The following is a 17693-nucleotide window of genomic DNA, read 5'->3' on the forward strand; positions in this document are numbered from 1 at the left end:
GCTGAGACCACACCGCACCCGTCGGCCGGTCAGAACGCCCCGCCTCCGTCGGCTGTGCCCGCGCCGATCCCCGAGCGCAGCTTCGGGTTCCGCACCCGTGCCCTGCATGCGGGCGGCACCCCGGATGCCCAGCACGGCGCCCGAGCGGTCCCGATCTACCAGACCACCTCGTTCGTCTTCGACGATGCGGCCGACGCCTCGAACCTCTTCGCGCTGCAGAAATACGGCAACATCTACTCCCGCATCGGCAACCCCACCGTCGCCGCCTTCGAGGAGCGGATCGCCTCGCTCGAGGGCGGGATCGGCGCAGTCGCGACGGCCTCGGGGATGAGCGCGGAGTTCATCACCTTCGCGGCACTGGTCGGCGTGGGGGACCACGTCGTCGCCTCCGCGCAGCTCTACGGCGGCACCGTCACCCAGCTCGACGTGACGCTGCGCCGCTTCGGTGTGGAGACCACCTTCGTGCCGTCGTCGGACCCGGAGGACTACCGCGCCGCGTTCCGGCCGGAGACGAAGGTGCTGTACGTCGAGATCATCGGCAACCCCTCCGGCGAGATCGCCGACCTCGAGGGGCTCGCCGCACTCGCCCACGAGCACGGCGTGCCGCTGGTCGTGGACGCGACCCTCGCGACCCCTTACCTGGTGCGTCCGCTCGAGCACGGCGCGGACATCGTGATCCACTCGGCCACGAAGTTCCTCGGCGGGCACGGCACCACCCTCGGCGGGGTGGTCGTCGAATCCGGCCGCTTCGACTGGGGCAACGGCAACTTCCCCGGCATGACCGAGCCGGTCGAGTCCTATGGCGGCATCAAGTGGTGGGACAACTTCGGCGAGTACGGCTTCCTCACCAAGCTCCGCTCCGAACAGCTGCGCGACATCGGCCCGTCCCTGCCGGCGCAGTCCGCCTTCCAGCTGCTGCAGGGCGTCGAGACGCTCCCGCAGCGCATCGACGCCCACCTCGCCGGAGCCGAGGCCGTCGCGCGCTGGCTCGAGGAGGACCCACGGATCTCTTACGTGACCTGGGCGGGGCTCGAATCCCATCCCCATCACGCGCGCGCAAAGAAGTACCTGCCGCTGGGGCCCGGATCCGTCTTCGCCTTCGGGGTGCGGCCGACGGGGGAGTTCGCCACCGACGAGGAGGAGGCCGCGGCAGGGCGTGCGACCGGCGAGCAGGTCATCGCGAACCTGCAGCTCGCCTCACACCTGGCGAACATCGGTGACGCGCGCACGCTCGTCATCCACCCCGCCTCGACCACCCACCGCCAGCTCTCCCCGGAGCAGCTCGCGGCAGGTGGGGTCCGGGCGGACCTGATCCGGATCTCCGTGGGCCTCGAAGACATCGAGGACATCCTATGGGACCTGGACCAGGCGATCACGGCAGCGACAGGCAGTCAGAGGACAGGAGAGCAGCGATGACCGGCAGCACAGTGCAGGCACCCCCCTCACGCACCTGGCAGGGGCCGTCGGCCCCGGAACGGCTCGGAATCCTGCGCCGCGCGCGGAGCATCGCGATCGTCGGCGCCTCGACGAATCCGGCACGGGCCAGCTACTTCGTGGCGACCTACCTGCTCTCGAGCTCCCCTTATGACGTGTACTTCGTGAACCCCCGGGCCACCACGATCCTCGGGCAGCCGGTCTACGCCTCGCTCGCGGACCTGCCCGTGGTGCCGGACCTGGTGGACGTCTTCCGCAAGGATGCTGACCTGCCGGGCGTGGCCCAGGAGGCGGTGGACGTCGGCGCGAAGGCGCTGTGGCTGCAGCTCGGCTCCTGGAACGAAGAGGCCGCCGCGATCGCGGAGGCCGGAGGACTCGAAGTGGTGATGGACCGCTGCGTGAAGATCGAGCACGCCCGCTTCCACGGCGGCCTGCACCTGGCCGGCTTCAACACCGGCGAGATCAGTTCTCGCAAGCAGCGCCTCAGCGGGCGCGGCTGAGCGTACGCTCTGCTCTCAGGCGCGGGTCGGAGTTTTCCGGCCCGCGTTCTGCTGACCGGGGGCTGCTTGAGGACTGCTCCGGGGACTGCTCCGGGGGCTGCCCCGGGACTGCCCCGGGACTGCCCCGGGGCTGCCCGAGGACCGCCCAGACGCTGCTCGGAACTGCTCCGATGACTGCTCCGGGCTGGGTGCTCAGCCTGTGCCCTCAGCCCTCGACGCGGATCCCCAGATGGCTCGCGAAGACCGGTGCGAGGGTCGTGACCTGCTGCGCGTCGAGAGTGGCACCAGCCAGCCCCTCGAGGTTGCCGATCGCCCCGATCTCGAGTCCGCGCAGATCCACATCCTTCAACGTGGCGTGGGCGAGGGCGAGGCTGCCGACGCGGCAGTTCACGAAAGCCACCCGGGTGGCGGTGGCGCCGGAGAGATCCAGCTCCTCGATCGTGCAGTCCTCGAAGAGCACATCCTCCAGGCTGCTCGAGCGCAGATTGATCCAGTCGAACTTGCTGCCTGTGAATCGGGTGGAGCGGATCCCTGCGTCGTAGATATCGAGCGCCCCGATCCGGGAACCGCTCAGCTCGACGTCCCGCCAGGTGGAGCGGGTCGCGTCGAGGACCGGCGCGTTCAGCCGTTCGATCCTGGTCTCGGTGAGCCGCGCGTGCTGCAGGACCGTGGTGTGGGCGGTCAACCCGACCAGCTCGCATTCGCTGAACGTCGCACCGGAGAGGTCGCGCCCGGTGACGTCGGCCCCCTCGATGCGGAGCCCCTCGTGATGCTCGTGAGCTGCGAGCTGCTCACCGTCTGCAGTGTCGAGGGAGTGCAGCGCGAGAGCGCTCAGAACGGGCTTCTTGGTGGTGGTGGACCGGCGTGCGATGGGGCACCTCGAAGATCGGGAGCGGCGCCGTCCGCGGAGGCGGGGGCGGCTCCGAGCGTACGGGGCGCTGCTGACGGCCGGCAGCGGTATGGGGGACGGGGAGAGACGCTCCGGCAGGATTCGAACCTGCGACCTACTCCTTATGGGGGAGCTGCTCTACCGGGCTGAGCTACGAAGCGGAGTGCCGGTGGGACCGACGAGCACCAGCCTGGGGGAGCCCGGAGGGGATGTCGAGCCTGCTGTCATAGGCCGACGTAGGCCGTCGTGCGGTGTCGTGCGGGGCCGTGAAGGGTCATGGTGTCGGTGTCGGTGTCGGTGCCGGTGCCGCTGCTGCTGCCGCTGCCGCTGCCCAGTCGACGGTTCCTCCACAGAAGGGGTTCATGCACATTCTTTCAGGAGTGGTTGCGGATATAGCAGGGTCGTGATTGCAGGGATTTCTAGAGTAACTTTCTGGCCGCTGCTTCCTGCCGCCCCGAATCGCCACTGCCTGGCCTTTAGCTCCTCCTGTCGATGACGACTCCTCCCCACTGCGAGTTATCCACATTTCCTCTCAGCCCCTTTTGTTGGGGCGAGCATCCGGGAATGATGGGGATATGTCTTCCATCGTGCAGGGGTTCGGCGAAGGGCCTGGTGACCCACACCAGGCACTTGTTGATGCCGTGCACGTCGGTGGTTCGTCGGCGCTCGCCTCCACCCTCGGGGACCAGGCCTTCGTGCTGCGGGAGCTCACGCTGAGGCCGCAGGTGCTGTTCACCCCCGGGGATGCCGAAAGCGTGTCCTTCACGGAGGTCGTCGGCAGGATCCACGAGCTTCGCAGCGCCTTGGACGCGCTCGAGGCACGAGCCGTGGTCGCTCTCGCGGACTCCCTCACCCTGCAGAAGCAGGCCGAGGTGCGCGCCCACGCCGCCCAGGAGGTGGATCAGGTCCCTCCCACGAAGAAGTTACTGCGTGAGGCCGCCAGCGAAGCGGCGCGCGAAGTATCGATGAAGATCGGCAAGTCCCCGGCCTCCGCCGCGCATTCCCTGGCCTCTCAGCGCCGCCTGGTCGCGGACATGCCCGAGATGCTCACCGCACTGGCAGACGCCCAGATCACCAGCACAGTCGCCCATAGGACTGCGCGCTCTTTCGCGCCGCTGTCCAGTGCCCAGCGCGCCGAGGCGGACCACCTGCTCGGCCAGCGCCTGCCCGACCTCGACGCTGCCGGTTCCGAGGCCTGGGATGACGCCGCGGCAGCCGCGATCGCTCAGGCGGACCCCTTCGGCCAGAAGCGTCGCCATCAGCGGGCGATGCAGGAACGGAATGTCACCGTCCGCCGTGCCGAACACGGGATGGCCACGGTCTCGGCGCGCGTCTCCGGCCTCGACGGGGCGAAGATCCGCAAACGACTCTCCCTCGAGGCCGAGCGCCTGCGAGCCAGCGGCGACCGCCGCGGTCATCAGGCGATCCAGGCAGACTCCTTCGTCGACACTCTGATCGGTCGGGAGAATGGCATGGAACCGGTCACCCTCGACATCGGCATCATGATCACCGACCGTGCTCTCATCCACCCCACCGGCGGGGATCTCGTACAGATCGAGGGATACGGCGCCGCTCCAGCCGAGGTGCTGCGTGACGAGCTGCGCGGCCCGTTGGGGATCGCCCTCACCCGGGAGACGGAGGAGGCGATGGGTCCCGACGGGCCCGCGCTCCGCGCGGTGATGAGACGCCTCTACACCCATCCCCGCACCGGGGAGCTGGTCGCCGTCGAGTCCCGCGCCCGAGCATTCCCCGCAGCACTGGCGAAGTTCATCCGCTGGCGAGACCGGATCTGTCGCGGGCCCTACTGCGATGCCGCGATCCGCCAGAGCGATCACGTGCATCCCCATGCCTCCGGCGGATCGACCAGCCTCGACAACGGGCAAGGGCTCTGCGCCTACTGCAACGGCAAGGAAGGGCAGACCCGCAGCGTCCAGAGGGTGGGAGACCCAGCAACCGATGGACACACCGTGGAATGGGTCAGCGGCACCGGCACTCGCCGGGTGAGCCGGCCGCCGGCCCTCACCACGCCTGAACAGCCACCCGTGCAAGAAGCACTCCGGCGCGCAGTGGCCCCGCCTGCCCGCACGGGCCGGCCGGCCTGGCTTACCTGGCCTGCCCGGCCTGCTCGGCCTGCTCGGCCTACCTGGCAGGCGTGGCCTGCCCGGCCTGCCCGGTCTATCGGGCAGGCACGGCCTGCCCGATCTCGACGCCCTGCGCGCACCTCCCCGGTTGCGCGACCGACCCGGGCGATCTTCCGCGCGGTGCGCACACGGGCGAGGAGAAGCCCCGCCCGGCGAGGCCCCTGGAGGACGCGACAGCCGCAGTGGTCGCGCTCTCCAGATAGCTCCCCGTGATCCCCACAGAAACTCCATGAACTGCGAGAACAGCGAGGTCAGACTTCTTCCATGACCTCCTCCTCGCCCCTCACAGCTCGCCTCATCGGCCTGATCGGTGCCTCAGCAGTGCTGGCCTACGCGATCTTCGCGGCTGTTCAGATCCAGGTGCTGAACCCGCTCGCCACCGTGCCCGGCAGTACGTTGCGGGAGATCCATGCCGCCGTCGAGCAGCGGCAGAGCGCCGACACCATGGGATGGGGGCTGATGATCGTGACCCTGCTGATCGGTCCCCTGATCGCGGTGGCCGTGGCAGTCCTCGCGGCGCGCGGGCGGCTTCGCGCCAGAACCGTCCTGATGATCATGCTCGGCCTGCTCGCGCTCGGCTCGCCCGGGTATCTGCTGGCATCTTTCCCGGCGGGGATGACCCTCGCCGACACCTTCATGGTCGGCGGAGCAGATCACGCCCCGTGGGCGAACATCCTGCACGCGGTCAGCCTGCTCGCGGTGGTGGCTCTCGCTCTCCTCGTGATTCTCCGGGCAGCACGGGCAGCGAAAGCGCCGACGACCCGAGCCGCCTGAGTCGACTAGCGGCGGCCTGCGGCGGCGAGCGGTGGCGAGAGAAATCCTCGCCACGATCTCTCCCGACGAAAGCTCAGCCCCGTGCTGCAGCCGCGGCCGCACCGGGAAGCACTTCTGCGATCCGGTCGAGCATCTCGGGGGTGTGGGCCGTGGAGACGAACCAGGCTTCGAACGCCGAGGGCGGCAGGTAGATCCCACCCTCGAGCATCGCGTGGAAGAAGCGAGCGAATGCGTCAGTGTCCTGCGCCTTCGCATCCTCATAGGTCTCGACCGGCTGCTCCCGGAAGAAGACCGAGAACAGGGTTCCCGCCCGCTGGATCACGTGCGGAACCCCGGCCGTGGTGAAAGCATCCGCCACCAGCTGCTGCAGAGTGCGCGAGGCGCTGCCGAGCGTCTCATACGCGGCCTCGTCCAGGCCCGCGAGCGTCGCAAGGCCCGCAGCTGTCGCGAGCGGATTCCCGGACAGGGTGCCCGCCTGATAGACCGGGCCCGCCGGAGCGAGCAGCCCCATCAGGTCCTTCCGGCCACCGAAGGCACCCACCGGCAGGCCACCGCCGATCACCTTTCCGAAGGTCATCAGGTCCGGGGCCCATGCAGCGTCAGTGCCAGTGCCAGTGCCAGTGCCAGTGCCAGTGCCAGTGCCAGTGCCAGTGCCGTGCGGCCCGTCGACCCCGTAGTAGCCGGTGCGGCTCGCGCGGAATCCGGTGAGCACCTCGTCGCTGATCAGCAGCGCGCCAGCGGCATGAGCCGTCTCGGACAGGAAGCGGTTGAAGCCGATCCCGTCCTGCTCGAGCGGGGGGACCACGCCCATGTTCGCGGGGGCAGCCTCGGTGATCACCGCAGCGATCTCGCCGCCGCGCTCGGCGAACAGCGCCGCGACGGCGTCACGGTCGCCGTAGGGCAGCACCACGGTGTCCCGCGCCGTCGCTGCCGTCACTCCGGCGGAGCCCGGCATCGCGAAGGTGGCGACGCCGCTGCCGGCCTCGGCGAGCAACGCATCCACGTGCCCGTGATAGCAGCCGGCGAACTTCACGATCACATCCCGGCCGGTCGCAGCGCGGGCCACCCGCAGCGCGCTCATCGTCGCCTCGGTGCCGGAGTTGACCAGCCGCAGCTGCTCCACGGGCCCGATCCGGGAGACGACCTCCTCGGCGAGGGAGACCTCGCCCGGTTGCGGGGCGCCGAAGGACAGCCCGCGGCCGGCAGCCTCGCGCACCGCCTCGACGACCTGCTCGTTCGCGTGCCCGAGGATCATCGGGCCCCAGGAACCGACGAGATCCACGTACTCCCTGCCGTCGGCATCCTGCAGCAGGGCGCCCTTGGCCGAGGTGAGGAATGGCGGGGTGCCACCCACCGAGCCGAAGGCTCGCACCGGCGAGTTGACCCCCGAGGGGATCACCTGCTGGGCGCGGGAGAAGAGTTCGGTGGAGGAGGTCGTGCTGGTCATCAGATGATTCTCCTGGTCAGAGGGTCGCAGTAAGGGGCAGTGCCCGGGTCAGACGAATTCGCGCAGATGAGGGGGCAGGCCGCTCTGGAACCAGCCGGCGACTTCGCTCGCGTAGTAGGTCAGCACGGTCGAGGCGCCCGCGCGGCGGAAGGCGAGCAGCGACTCGAGGATCATGCGGTCGCGGTCGATCCAGCCGTTCGCAGCGGCCGCCTCGATCATCGCGTATTCGCCGGAGACCTGATAGGCGCCGACAGGAACGGGGGAGGCCTCGGCGACGTCCCGCAGCACATCGAGATAGGGCAGCCCGGGCTTGACCATCACGAGGTCCGCGCCCTCGGCGACGTCCAGCGCGAGCTCGCGCAGCGCTTCGCGGCCGTTCGCCGGATCCTGCTGGTAGGTGAGCCGGTCGCCCTGCAGGGACGAGTCGACGGCTTCCCGGAACGGCCCATAGAACGCAGACGCGTATTTCGCGGTGTACGCGTAGACCGCAGTGTCCTGGTGGCCGGTGCCGTCCAGCGCGTCGCGGATCGCAGCGATCTGGCCGTCCATCATCCCCGAGGGGCCCAGCAGGTGTGCGCCCGCCTCGGCCTGCGCGACGGCCATCTCCCGGTAGCGCAGCAGGGTGGCGTCGTTGTCGACCCGCCCCGCGGCATCCAGCACGCCGCAATGGCCGTGATCGGTGAACTCATCCAAGCAGAGGTCCGCCATGATCACGGTCGCGTCGCCGAGCTCGGAGCGCAGGCGGGCGAGGGCCTGGTTGAGGATGCCGTCCGGGTCGGTCGCGCCGGAGCCGATCGCGTCCTTCTGCTCAGGCACTCCGAACAGCATCACGCCGCCCACCCCGCACCGGGCCGCCTCTGTTGCGGCGCGGACCAGGGAATCCATCGTGTGCTGCTCGACGCCGGGCATCGAGCTGACGGGGCGGTTCTCACTCGCCCCCTCACGCACGAACATCGGCAGCACCAGATCGGCCGGCCGCAGGGTGTGCTCGCGCACCAGGGAGCGCATCGCGGCGCTCGTGCGCAGGCGGCGGGGCCGGTCGATCGGGCTGGGGAAGCTGGCACCGGACAGGGAGGGGAGAGTCATCGGGGCTCCTTCGGAGGCGGGGGAGTGGAATCGGCGGGTGAGGGGCCGGCGGGTGAGGGGCCGGCGGGCGTGGGGCTGGCAGCCAGGGGCTCAGCGGCCGACGGCTCTGCGGCCGACTGTCGGGCGGTGGAAGGGTCTGCAGCCGACGGTCGGGCGGTGGAAGGGCCGGTCAGCGGCGGGCCAGCGGCGAGCACCTGCTGCACGGCGGCGGCGAGGGCCTCATCCGTCGGCTCCGTCGCTTGCCGGGCGAGCGGCAGTCCCGCGGCGCGGACTGCGGCGGAGGTGGGATCGCCGATCGAGATGATCGGGGTCGAGGGGTGCACGCCCAGCGCGGCGGCGTGGCGAGCGATCATGGGGCTGGTCAGCACGATCGCACCGTAGTGCCCAGTCGCCAGAGCCACCGCGACCGCGGCGGGCGGCTCGATCCGCTGCGGACGATATGCGGTCACCTGGTGCACCCGGTAGCCCTTCGCCCGCAGCCCCTCGGGAACAGTGGCGGAGGCGGCGGCGGAGGCGGGGAAGAGCACCGTCGCCCCCGGGGATGCGAGAGGCAGCTCCGCGACCAGCGCCGCACCCGAGCCGTCGGCGACCAGGGTGGCCGTGATCCCGAAGCCGTCCAGCGCCGCTGCGGTGCCGGCACCGACGGCGATCACCGCGGTGCCCGGCGGCACCACCACCGCGCCGAGCGCCTCGGCGGCGGTGCGGGAGGTGATCACCAGATGGGAGTAGGCGCCGCTGGTGAGCCGCTCCCGGATCCCGTGGAGCTCCTCGTCCGTGGCGTGCTCGAGGCGGAGCAGGGGCTGATGCTCGGCGGGGATCCCGCGCTCCTGCAGCCGGGCGAGCAGCGTCGCTCCGCGTCCGGCCGGTCGGGCGACCAGCACGGGACGGGGAGCGTCGAGCGGGGGCATCAGGCCTTGGCCTCCGCGAGGATCTCGCCGGCGCCGCGCTCGATCAGGTCAGCCGCGAGCGCGGCCCCCAGCTCCGCCGGCACCGAACCGGCACCGGAGAGGTGATCTGCCGCGAGATCCAGTGCCACCCGGGCCTCGCCCTCGACGACATGGCTGCCGTCGGGCCGGATCGCGAGCCCGCGCAGCCGCAGCACATGGCTCCGCGGCGCACCGCTGAGCTCTGCGCTGACGGTCTCGTCGTCGCTGGTGCGCTCGAGCACCGCATAGGCCGCGACCGGTGCGGAGCAGCCTGCCTCCAGCGTGCGCAGCAGTGCCCGCTCGGCGGTGACGGCGGCGCGGGTGGCTGGATCATCGACCGTGTCCAGCCGCTCGGCGAACCAGGGACCGGCCGCGAGCGCGGCGGTGGTCACCTCGACGGCGAGGGCTCCCTGAGCAGGGGCCGGCAGCATCACCGAGGGGTCCAGCAGCTCGCTGATCGCCGCGTCCCGTCCCACCCGGCGCAGCCCGGAGGCTGCGAGCACCACGGCGTCGAGGTCCGCGTCCGGGCCGAGCGCCCTGGCCAGGCGGGTCTCGACGTTGCCGCGGATCCCGAGCACCGTCAGATCCGGTCGGGCCCGCAGCAGCTGGGCGGCGCGGCGCGGGGAGCCGGTGCCCACCTTCGCCCCCGCGGGCAGCTCGGCGAGGGTGAGCCCGTCGCGGGCGCAGAGTGCATCGCGGGGATCCTCCCGGGCCGGATAGCAGGCCAGGGTGATCTCCTCCAGCGGCGCGGTGGGGAGGTCCTTGCAGGAGTGGACCACCACGTCGACCGTCTCGTCCAGCAGCGCCTGCCGGACGGCGGTGACGAACACGCCGGTGCCGCCGATCTGCGCGAGCGGGCTGATGCGATCACGGTCCCCGCGAGTGCTCACATGGACCAGCTCGACGGCGTGGTCGGTGCCCGCCACCAGCGCCTCACCCACCTGCCCCGACTGGGTCAGGGCGAGGTCGGAGGCGCGGGTCCCGATCCGCAGGGAGGAGCCGGCGGAGGTTGCGGTCTCGGCAGCGCCGGGCGTCACGAGGCTGCTCCTGCCGTGGCCGCCTCCGCTCGCGCGCGCTCCACATCCTGCGCCGAGTCCACAGCGCTGGTGGTGGGGCGGCACATCCGGCCGACGCAGCAGTTCGCCCCGCAGACGTCCGGCGTGCCGCCGAAGTCGGTGACGACGCGGCGCGGGAACTGCGCATCCAGCCGCTCCTGGACCAGATCGGCCAGCGCTGCGATGAAGCGGGGGTCCTCGCCGGAGGTCGCGACGCGGCGGAAGCCGAGCCCCTTCTCCTCGGCGGTCTCCTTCGCCTCGGTGTCCAGGTCCCAGACCACCTCGACATGATCGGTGACGAAGCCGATCGGGACCACGATCACGGCGTCGGCCGCCTCCTCGGCGGCGAGCTGCTCGATCACGTCGTTGACGTCGGGCTCGAGCCAGGGGATGTGCGGTGCTCCGGAGCGGGACTGGTACACCAGCTGCCAGTCCGGCAGCTCGGGCGCGTCGTCGTCCAGCTGGTCCATCACCCAGCGGCAGGCCGCGAGATGCTGCTCGACGTACCAGCCGCCGGAGCCCTCGACGCGGGTCTCCTCGGGGCCGGAGGCCTCGGCCATCGAGTTCGGCACCGAGTGGGTGGAGAACAGCACCGTGACCCGCTTCGCGTCGTGCCCCTCCGCGGCGAGGCTCGCCAGGGCAGCGGCGACCCCGTCGACCACCGGCTCGAGGAACCCGGGGTGGTTGAAGTAGACGCGGACCTTGTCGATGCTGACCTCGCCGGCCAGGCCGGTCTCCTCGAGCACCATCCCGAAGTCCTCGCGGTACTGCCGGCACGAGGAGTAAGAGGAGTAGGCGCTGGTCACCAGACCGAGGGCGTGGCGGTGACCGTCGCCGTGCAGGGAGCGCACCGCCTCGGCGTTGTAGGGCGCCCAGTTGCGGTTGCCGAAATAGATCGGCAGGTCGATGCCGCGACCGGCGAGCTCCTGCTCGAGCGAGGCGATCATCGCCTCGTTCTGCGCGGTGATCGGGCTGCGGCCGCCGAGGGCGCGGTAATGGCCCGCGACCTCTTCGAGGCGCTCGTCGGGGATCCCGCGCCCCCGGGTGACGTTGCGCAGGAAGGGGATCACGTCGTCCTGGCCGTCCGGGCCGCCGAACGAGGAGAACAGGATCGCGTCGAAGGGCTTCTGCTCCCCGCGCCGGGTGTGGGTGGCGGAGTCGGGCGCGGCAGGACGCGGGCTGGGCGTCGATGAGCTGGGCATTGATGAGTTGGGCATCGATGAGCTGGGCATCGACGGGTGGGGCATCGACAGGCTGGAGTCAGTCATGGAGGTCCTCGATGGTGGAGTGGGGTCAGGCGAGCAGCGCGGCGATGTCCTCGAGGGAGTCGAGGCGTCGGCCGGTGTGGAAGGGCAGCTCGTCACGCACGTGCAGGCGCGCATCGGAGTAGCGCAGGTGGCGCATCATGTCGACCAGATCATGCAGGTCGTCCGCCTCGAAGGACAGCAGCCATTCGTAGTCGCCGAGCGCGAAAGCGGCGACCGTGTTGGCGTTCACCTGCGGGTACTCGCGGCCCAGCATCCCGTGCTCGCGCAGCATGCGATTGCGCTCGTCGTCGGCCAGCAGGTACCAGTCGTAGCTGCGCACGAAGGGGTAGACGGTGATCCACTGCTTGCGCTCGAAGCCCGGGATCATGAACGACGGCGCGTGGCCCTTGGCGAACTCGGCCATGCGGTGCACGCCCACGCCCGCCCATTCGCGGTGCAGCCAGGTCCCGGCCAGAGAGCGCTCGAACTCGCGCAGCGCGGTCTGCAGATCGGCGGGATCATCCGCGGCCAGCCACAGCATCAGATCCGCCTCGGCGCGGAAGCCGGAGACGTCGTAGAAGCCGAGGATCTCCACGCCGCTCTCGGAGGTGGTCTCGATGAGCTGGGTGACCTCCGCCAGGGATGCCTGGATCTGGGCGGTGGTCAGCTCGCCGTCCTCGGTGAGGCCCGAGAGTCGACGGAACACGGTGTAGCTGGTGTAGCGGGTGGTCTGCGCGATGTCCTCGACGGACTTCGCGTCCTGAGCGGGAGTGTCGGTCATGAGGGGGTTCCTTCCGAGCGGGTGTGGGAGTGGGCGTCGTCGGCGCGGACGATCGCGTCGATGCCGGTGCCGGCTCTCCAGGAGCCGACCAGTTCGAGGGAGGGCTGCTCGGTGAGCAGTCCGGTGAGGGTGTCGAGGGCGGCGCGGTGGCCGGGCTGGGGCTGCCGCATGGCACGCTCCCAGTCGATCACCTCAGAGGCCAGCAGCTGCGTGCTGGACAGCGGGACCCCCAGGATGCGGGAGGCATCGGCCAGGGCGAGATCGACGATCTCGTCCCGAGCGGGCAGCTGCTCGCCGGGGCGTCCGTAGGACAGGCGCAGGAGATGCGGGCTGCCGGCGGCGGGCAGCGCGTCATGCAGCGCCTGCTGCACATGCTCCCATTTGGCGCTCGCATGGGTCAGTGCTTTCGCGCGGATCCCGTCGGTGCCCGGGGCGACCAGCGCGCCGGTGCCCGAGGGGAAGGCATCGAGCGCTGGAGCATCCAGCACCAGTGCCACCAGGCGCACAGGGGCCGACGGGGCCTGCGGGATCGCCTCCGCAACCTCGGGGGCCGCCTGCCGCAGCAGCTCATGGGCGGTGTCCGGGGGGCAGGCGAGGACCAGCTGGTCTGCGCGGAGCTCCTCCTGGCGGGAAGTGCGGACGACCCAGCCGTCCTCGTCCCGGGTGAGATCGACGACCTCGACCCCGGTGCGAAGGATGCCGCCCGCGGCGAGGAACTGCGCCTGCATCGTCTGGGGCAGGAGCGCCATGGTGGGAGACAGGGCGTGCACGCGGGTACCGGCGTTCGCAGCGCTGCCGGCATTCCGGGGACCGCTGCTGCGCCCCCGGATCCGCCGCACCGCAGCGGTGAGAGATCCGTGCTCGGCCAGACCGCGGCTCAACGCGGGGGAGGCGGCGGCGAACTCAAGGGTGGCGGGATCCGCAGAATGCACCCCGCCGACCACCGGGGCGACCAGTCGCTCGAGCACCTTTCGGCCGAGCCGACTGCCCACCACCTCGGCGACAGTGGCGCCGGGGCGAGCACCCAGGGAGGCGGGCAGGAAACGTTCCAGGCTCGCGCGCAGCGCCCCGGAGGTTCCCAGCACGGCCCGGGCGTCGGCGGCGAACGGGCGGCCGGGGATGCCCAGCAGGCTGCCGCCGGGGGCGCGGTGCACGCCTGCGGAGGAGACCACCCGGCTGCCCAGGCCTTCGCGCGGGGCGACGATGCGCTCCGCCAGGCCCAGCTCGGTGACCAGCGCATCGACCGCGCCGGCGCCCGTCGAGTAGGCCTCGGCGCCGGCGTTCACAGGCAGTCCACCGGTGCTCGACGGCTCACCGGCACCCGACCGGCCCCCGGCCCCCGGCAGCTCGCCGGCGCCGGGAAGCCTGGACTCCGCGATCGCGCCGCCGACGCTCCCGGTCGCCTCGAGCAGCACCACCCGGTGCCCCTGTCGCAGATGGCGTCGCGCGGCGAGCAGCCCGGCCAGGCCGCCGCCGACGACGAGGGTGCGGGTGCTCATGCCGAGTGGTTCTCCTGCGTGCGGTCGACCTGCGAGCTGGCGACCTGCGAGCCGGCGTCCTGCTCGTGGAGGAAGCTCACCAGATCGGTGAGGACCTGCGGGTCGGTATCCGGCGGGACGCCGTGGCCCAGATTGACGACATGCCCGCTCGCACCGGCTCCGGCCGCGAGCACACCGCGGGCCTCCGCGAAGCGTGCCTGCTCGGAGGTGAACAGCACGGCCGGGTCGATGTTGCCCTGGAGCGGGGTTCCCTCCGGCAGCATCTCGAGCGCCTGGTCCATCCGCAGCCGGTGGTCCACGCCCATCACGGTCGCGCCGGCCGCGTGCATCTGCGGCAGCAGATGGGCGGCGCCGACCCCGAAGTGGATGCGCGGCACCGGCAGATCCGTGACGTGGGCAAGAGCTGCCGCGGAATGCGGCTGCACATGGGTGAGGTACTGCTCGGCGCTCAGCGCGCCCACCCAGGAGTCGAACAGCTGCACCGCGGAGGCACCGGCGAGCACCTGGGCGCGCAGGAAACGGCCCGAGAGCTCCGCGACCCAGGCCGCCAGGCGTGCCCACACCTCGGGCTGGGAACGCATCAGCGCCCGGGTGCGCAGGTGGTCACGGCTGGGACCGCCCTCGACCATGTAGCTCGCCACGGTGAAGGGGGCGCCGGCGAAGCCGATCAGGGGAGTGGTGCCGAGCTCCGCCACGGTGAGGCCGACGGCCTCGCGGATCGGCTCGAGCGCGGCGTCGTAGTCATCGCCGAGCACGGGCAGCGCGTCGACGTCGGCCTCGGTGCGGATCGGGTGGTCGAAGACGGGGCCGACGCCGGGCTTGATCTCGACGCCGAGGCCGGCCTGGCGGGCGGGGACCACGATGTCGGAGAAGAAGATCCCGGCATCCACCCGGTGGCGGCGCACGGGCTGCACGGTGATCTCCGCAGCCATCTCCGGGCGCACGCACGAGTCGAGCATCGTGGTGCCCTCGCGCAGCGAGCGGTACTCCGGCAACGAGCGGCCCGCCTGTCGCATGAACCACACACTGGGGGTGGCGCTCCTCACACCGCGCAGCTCGCCGAGCAGTGAGGCGTCGGCCACCCCGCCCTCGGCGGCGGAGCGCTGCAGGGGGTGCTCCGCGGGCAGGGTCCGGAGGTCCTCCGGAGGGGTCGTGGACGCGATCGCGGGGGTGGTGGCGAGGCCGGGGCCTGGGACGTTCCCGGTATCTGACAGGTGTCGCGATCGATCTGACGCGCTGTCGCCAAAAAGGTGCTCTGACGTGGGGTTCTTGTTCATGGCGGCACCATTGTGCACAGGTTCGATGCGCAGGCTCCCAGGGACCGGAACACCGTCCCGAAGATGCCTAGACTGACGAACATGCTCGCTGCCCTCCGCGCTTCCCACGAGCACCTCGACCTCGGGGTGCTCGACGCCCTGACCCGTGGCGCGGAGACCCTCCCGGCCGTGATCCAGGAGCTCCAGCGCGAGCGTTCCGCCGTCACCGGCGAGGCCCCCGTGGTCGCGGGGGAAGTGGTCGTCAGCACCTGCAACCGGCTCGAGGTCTACCTCGACACCGACCGCTTCCACGAGGGTGTGGACCTGGTCCTGGACGCGGTGGCCCGCACCAGCGGGATGGACCGCGAAGTGGTCTCCCTCTGCTTCGACGCCGCGATGGACGCCCCCGTGCCCGAGCACCTCTACGAGGTCACCTCCGGGCTGCGCTCCCTGGTGATCGGAGAGGCCGAGATCGGCGGGCAGGTGCGGCAGTCCTACGAGACCGCCCGCCGCGAGGGCCGCACCACCTCGATGCTCCACGACCTCTTCCAGCACGGATTCCGCTGCGCGAAGGCCGTGGCCACCCAGGCACCGGTCGGTGCCGCAGGTCGCAGCGGCGCCGCCGTCGCCGTGGACCGGGCCGAGCTCGAACTGGGCGGCTTCGCCGGCCGCAGCGTCCTGATCGTCGGCACCGGCGCCTACGCCCGACTGGGGCTCGCAGAGCTCACGCGCCGCGGAGTGCAGGACGTGCGCGTGTTCTCGCCGTCCGGACGGGCCGCCGGCTTCGCCGAGCGCCACGGCGTCGAGACCGTGGACGAGACGCAGCTCGAGCGCGCGATCCGGGAGGCAGATCTGGTGCTGGCCTGCTCCGGCCGTGGCACCTCCCTGTTCCCCGAGCTGTTCCTCGGCGCCGGGCGCATCGTGGTGCTGGACCTCGCCCTGCACTCCGACCTGCACCCCCTGGTGAGGCACCTCAAGGGCGTCACGGTGATCGGGCTCGCCGACCTCCGGCTCGACACCGAGGCGCACACCGACCCGGCGCTGCTCACCGCCCGCACGATCGTCGCCGAGAACGTCGAGGCCTTCCGGGTGCAGCAGGAGGTGCGCCGGATCGACCCCGCGATGGCCGCGCTGCGACGCGAAGTGTTCGACGCGGCCGACGGCGAGATCGACCGGCTGCGCCGCGACGTCGCCGGCGACACCGCGGACCAGCTCGAGCGCTCCGTGCGCCGGATCCTCTCCAAAGTCATGCACCAGCCCGCCGAACGCGCCCGCCACCTCGCCGAGACCGGCTACGCGGATGCCTATGTCGAGGCCTTCCACACCATCTTCGGGATCGACATCTCCGCCGGTCAGGACCGTGCCGAGAGCATCGACGGGAGTGCCGGTGCCGCCACGGGTGCGACCCCCGGAGCTGCAGGCGATGAAGGTGGGCCCGTACCTGCCGGCTGGATGCGAGCGGATCGGACCGTCCCGCCGCGCGCTGCGGAGCTCGAGACCGCTGCACGGCTGAGCTCAGCGGCGAGGCCTGAGCATCGCTGATTCCTGATCCCGCGGGCATCTGGTCACCGGAGGCTCCAGTTCTCCGCCGGCGCCGGATCACCGCTGGTTCGGGATCACCGCTGGCGCGAGATCACTGCTGGCTCGAGATCACTGCCGGCGTCGGAACACCCGGCGCCAGCCGCGGGGCGAGGGCGCAGTGCCTGGTTCGTCCACCGGTTCCTCAGCAGATGTTTCGACTGCTGCCGCGGCGGACTCGTCGACAGCCCCGCCGCCAGAACTCTCGACAGCCCCGTCGGCAGGCCGTTCGGTGGGTGCTTCGGCGTGCACTTCCGCTGGTGTCTCGGGCCTCTCCTCCGGCTCGATGCGGAGACCCTCCTCATCGACCCAGACGTCGGTCCAGCCGATGTCGGACTCATCGCGCGGACTGTACTCGCGGCGCGGACCCAGCACGTCGCGCACGTCCTCGAGATCGATCTCGGCAGGGGCCCGTACCTCCTCGCCGCGATGCGGCACCGGGCAGGTCCAGAAGTACGGGCATCCCGGGCAGCCGGCGGTCTCCTCATCAGGAGCCGTCTCGCGCTGCATCTGGACGCCGTCCATCTGCTGCAGCATGCGCAGGCGCGAATCGAACGGATTGATCTCCATGGCCTGCTCAGCGTACTGCGCCGAGCGGCAGCAATGCCGCCTGCACCGGGCAGCAGCGGTGCCGCGCGACGGGAGCGGCCCTGCGTAGAATCGAGGGTCAGGCGTTGCCTCTTGCCATGCCCCTCTCGCCACCCCACCGCGCCGTTCCCAGGAGACCCCGATGAGCACCCCGCAGCAGCGTGTCCACGACACCACCCGCCGTCTGCTCGATCTGCTCGAGCACGGGGAGTCCCTCACCCCGGAGGCGATCGAACTGCGCGCCGAGCTCGCCGAGGCCACCGCGGAGGCGGGCCACCTGGATGATGCTTACTACCAGGTCGAAGAGCTGCTCAAGGACTCCCAGCGCCACCACGGGCCCGACCACGAGGCCGTGACGCGGTCACGGGCCGCGGTGGAGGCGGTGCGGGCGATCGGGATGCGTACCGCCGGCACGGGAGACGCTGCCCCTCAGGGCTGATCGACCCACGAGGCTGATCGACCCTCAGGACTGATCGATCAGCCAGGGCTGAC

Annotated in this window: 16 protein-coding genes and 1 tRNA gene; 6 read left to right on the top strand and 11 right to left on the bottom strand. The window is 71.2% G+C overall.

Annotation, left to right across the window (positions count from 1 at the left end; all coding sequences use genetic code 11):
* Positions 1–66: 66 nt before the first annotated feature.
* Positions 67–1416, top strand: coding sequence for an O-acetylhomoserine aminocarboxypropyltransferase/cysteine synthase family protein (locus ABD893_RS04805; protein WP_345077707.1), 1350 nt, complete (start codon positions 67–69; stop codon positions 1414–1416).
* Positions 1413–1934 carry a CoA-binding protein gene (locus ABD893_RS04810; protein ID WP_345076416.1) on the top strand — a complete coding sequence of 174 codons (522 nt, stop codon included), beginning with the start codon at positions 1413–1415 and terminating at the stop codon, positions 1932–1934. The genes ABD893_RS04805 and ABD893_RS04810 overlap by 4 nt, the downstream gene beginning before the upstream one ends.
* Positions 1935–2139: 205 nt before the next feature.
* Here the strand turns inward: ABD893_RS04810 and ABD893_RS04815 are convergent, their stop codons facing one another.
* Both ABD893_RS04815 and ABD893_RS04820 read right to left on the bottom strand, forming a co-directional pair.
* Positions 2140–2619 carry a pentapeptide repeat-containing protein gene (locus ABD893_RS04815; protein ID WP_345076417.1) on the bottom strand — a complete coding sequence of 160 codons (480 nt, stop codon included), beginning with the start codon at positions 2617–2619 and terminating at the stop codon, positions 2140–2142.
* Between the two features lie 291 nt (positions 2620–2910).
* Positions 2911–2984 (bottom strand) — tRNA-Met (locus ABD893_RS04820).
* Between the two features lie 414 nt (positions 2985–3398).
* On the opposite strand from ABD893_RS04820, the gene ABD893_RS04825 reads away from it, so the two are divergent.
* Together ABD893_RS04825 and ABD893_RS04830 are read left to right on the top strand one after the other, a co-directional pair.
* Positions 3399–5177 (top strand): HNH endonuclease, encoded by a 1779-nt coding sequence (locus tag ABD893_RS04825; RefSeq protein WP_345076418.1) that lies wholly within the window; start codon positions 3399–3401, stop codon positions 5175–5177.
* A gap of 51 nt (positions 5178–5228) precedes the next feature.
* Complete coding sequence (locus tag ABD893_RS04830) at positions 5229–5738, top strand: hypothetical protein (RefSeq protein WP_345076419.1); 510 nt, start codon at positions 5229–5231, stop codon at positions 5736–5738.
* A 73-nt stretch (positions 5739–5811) separates the two neighbouring features.
* Here ABD893_RS04830 and hemL read toward each other — a convergent pair whose 3' ends face one another.
* The 8 genes from hemL to hemE form a co-directional block, all read right to left on the bottom strand.
* On the bottom strand, positions 5812–7185 hold the full coding sequence (hemL, locus tag ABD893_RS04835; RefSeq protein WP_345076420.1) for a glutamate-1-semialdehyde 2,1-aminomutase: 1374 nt from the start codon (positions 7183–7185) through the stop codon (positions 5812–5814).
* 48 nt (positions 7186–7233) lie between these two features.
* Positions 7234–8271, bottom strand: coding sequence for a porphobilinogen synthase (gene hemB / locus ABD893_RS04840; RefSeq protein ID WP_345076421.1), 1038 nt, complete (start codon positions 8269–8271; stop codon positions 7234–7236).
* Complete coding sequence (locus ABD893_RS04845) at positions 8268–9179, bottom strand: uroporphyrinogen-III synthase (protein ID WP_345076422.1); 912 nt, start codon at positions 9177–9179, stop codon at positions 8268–8270. The genes hemB and ABD893_RS04845 overlap by 4 nt, the downstream gene beginning before the upstream one ends.
* Positions 9179–10234: a hydroxymethylbilane synthase gene (hemC, locus tag ABD893_RS04850; RefSeq protein WP_345076423.1), complete on the bottom strand. Its 1056-nt coding sequence runs from the start codon at positions 10232–10234 to the stop codon at positions 9179–9181. Before hemC ends, ABD893_RS04845 begins: the two co-directional genes overlap by 1 nt.
* The gene (locus ABD893_RS04855; protein WP_425548355.1) at positions 10231–11469 is read right to left on the bottom strand and encodes a ferrochelatase; all 1239 of its coding nucleotides are present in this window, start codon (positions 11467–11469) and stop codon (positions 10231–10233) included. The genes hemC and ABD893_RS04855 overlap by 4 nt, the downstream gene beginning before the upstream one ends.
* 76 nt (positions 11470–11545) lie before the next feature.
* On the bottom strand, positions 11546–12280 hold the full coding sequence (hemQ, locus tag ABD893_RS04860; RefSeq protein WP_345076424.1) for a hydrogen peroxide-dependent heme synthase: 735 nt from the start codon (positions 12278–12280) through the stop codon (positions 11546–11548).
* The gene (locus tag ABD893_RS04865) at positions 12277–13779 is read right to left on the bottom strand and encodes a protoporphyrinogen/coproporphyrinogen oxidase (protein ID WP_345076425.1); all 1503 of its coding nucleotides are present in this window, start codon (positions 13777–13779) and stop codon (positions 12277–12279) included. The genes hemQ and ABD893_RS04865 overlap by 4 nt, the downstream gene beginning before the upstream one ends.
* Positions 13776–14861, bottom strand: coding sequence for a uroporphyrinogen decarboxylase (gene hemE / locus ABD893_RS04870; protein ID WP_425548356.1), 1086 nt, complete (start codon positions 14859–14861; stop codon positions 13776–13778). Before hemE ends, ABD893_RS04865 begins: the two co-directional genes overlap by 4 nt.
* Positions 14862–15137: 276 nt before the next feature.
* On the opposite strand from hemE, the gene ABD893_RS04875 reads away from it, so the two are divergent.
* Entirely contained in the window at positions 15138–16577 is a 1440-nt protein-coding gene (locus ABD893_RS04875) for a glutamyl-tRNA reductase (RefSeq protein WP_345076427.1), read from the top strand.
* 108 nt (positions 16578–16685) lie between these two features.
* Here ABD893_RS04875 and ABD893_RS04880 read toward each other — a convergent pair whose 3' ends face one another.
* Entirely contained in the window at positions 16686–17183 is a 498-nt protein-coding gene (locus ABD893_RS04880) for a hypothetical protein (RefSeq protein ID WP_345076428.1), read from the bottom strand.
* A gap of 160 nt (positions 17184–17343) precedes the next feature.
* On the opposite strand from ABD893_RS04880, the gene ABD893_RS04885 reads away from it, so the two are divergent.
* Positions 17344–17640, top strand: coding sequence for a hypothetical protein (locus tag ABD893_RS04885; RefSeq protein WP_345076429.1), 297 nt, complete (start codon positions 17344–17346; stop codon positions 17638–17640).
* The last annotated feature ends 53 nt before the right edge of the window (positions 17641–17693 follow it).

This window comes from Brachybacterium paraconglomeratum, assembly GCF_039541415.1.
GTDB classification, from domain to species: domain Bacteria; phylum Actinomycetota; class Actinomycetes; order Actinomycetales; family Dermabacteraceae; genus Brachybacterium; species Brachybacterium paraconglomeratum_A.